The 1,130-nt window shown below is 36.9% G+C and carries 3 pseudogenes; all 3 read left to right on the top strand.

The features are described 5' to 3' along the window. Positions 1–278, top strand: a pseudogene (locus RTW80_RS25725) (hypothetical protein); the annotation flags it as partial. Positions 279–290: 12 nt separating this feature from the next. Beyond that, positions 291–410: pseudogene (locus tag RTW80_RS25720) on the top strand (type III secretion protein); the annotation flags it as partial. Further along, a pseudogene (locus tag RTW80_RS25715) lies at positions 370–1,130 on the top strand (YscQ/HrcQ family type III secretion apparatus protein); the annotation flags it as partial. The pseudogenes RTW80_RS25720 and RTW80_RS25715, both read left to right, overlap by 41 nt.

Here is a 1,130-nt window from a genome sequence, read left to right as displayed (position 1 = left end):
CAATTGTTTATAAAGAATCAAGAAAAGAAGAGTATTTGAATGACTCAGTACAATTTATGAATAGATCATTGGCCCAAATAACAGGCGAGAATATGATTGGTGCAAATGGCAGGAGCGTACCAGAAATGGCACTTCCCGAAAGCTATAACTATATCCACAAGTCGGGAACTTTGCATGAAGCGCCAAGCCCTATCATTCCGCTAAATTGGTCGAAAGCTTCAATGACTCTCATGTTGAAAGAGATGTCCAACCTTATCAATGATGAGGGAATTAAATAGTTTTCATAATGAGTTACAGCACAACGTTGGGTATTGACTGAGCAAGATGAACGACAAGGACAACGACATCAGCCTTATGAGGAGCAAGAAAATGAAAGCAAATTCGAAAACGATCAGAAGGATGAAAGTTAATGTTCGGTCTGAGGAAAGTAAATCGAAACACTCATACGTTTGAAACCACTTTTCAAAATTGGAAAGAAAATGGCGAAGATGTTGCATTATTAATGCCCGAATTTAGTGCTAAATGGCTACCGATAGCAGAAGAGAGTGGCAGCTGGTCTGGATGGGTATTGCTTGGAGAAATATTTCCCTTAATTTCATCTGAGCTCGCTGGGATGGCTTTAATGCCAGAAACGGAAAGGTTAATAGGGGAATGCCTCAGTTTATCCAGTTCCCCGTTAAATCTAAAGCATCCTGAACTAAAATATAATCGTTTGCGCGTAGGTAAAGTATTTGATGGAGTATTGAGCCCTGCTCAACCACTAATAAGAATATGGACAGGGGAATTGAATCTTTGGTTAGATAAAGTCACAGTCTGCCAATACGGAAACGCTCCAGCGTTAGACAAAAAATCGTTATATTGCTCCATTCATTTTGTAATTGGATTTAGTAAAACATGTTACAGAAGTCTTGTTGATATTGAAGTTGGTGATGTTTTATTAATCTCAAATAATTTGGCTTATGCGGTTATTTATAATACAAAAATTTGTGATTTAATTTATCCAGAGGAGTTAAAAATGGCTGATCATTTTGAGTACGAGGAAGATTTTGAAACAGATGATTTTGATATCAAAAAAAACGAGAGTGAGATTTATGATGAAAATGACGAACAGATGATTCATAGTTTTGAAG

Origin of the sequence: Escherichia sp. AM3, assembly GCF_032029835.1 — a bacterium.
Lineage (GTDB): Bacteria > Pseudomonadota > Gammaproteobacteria > Enterobacterales > Enterobacteriaceae > Escherichia > Escherichia coli.
This window is presented reverse-complemented; position numbering and strand designations above follow the sequence as displayed.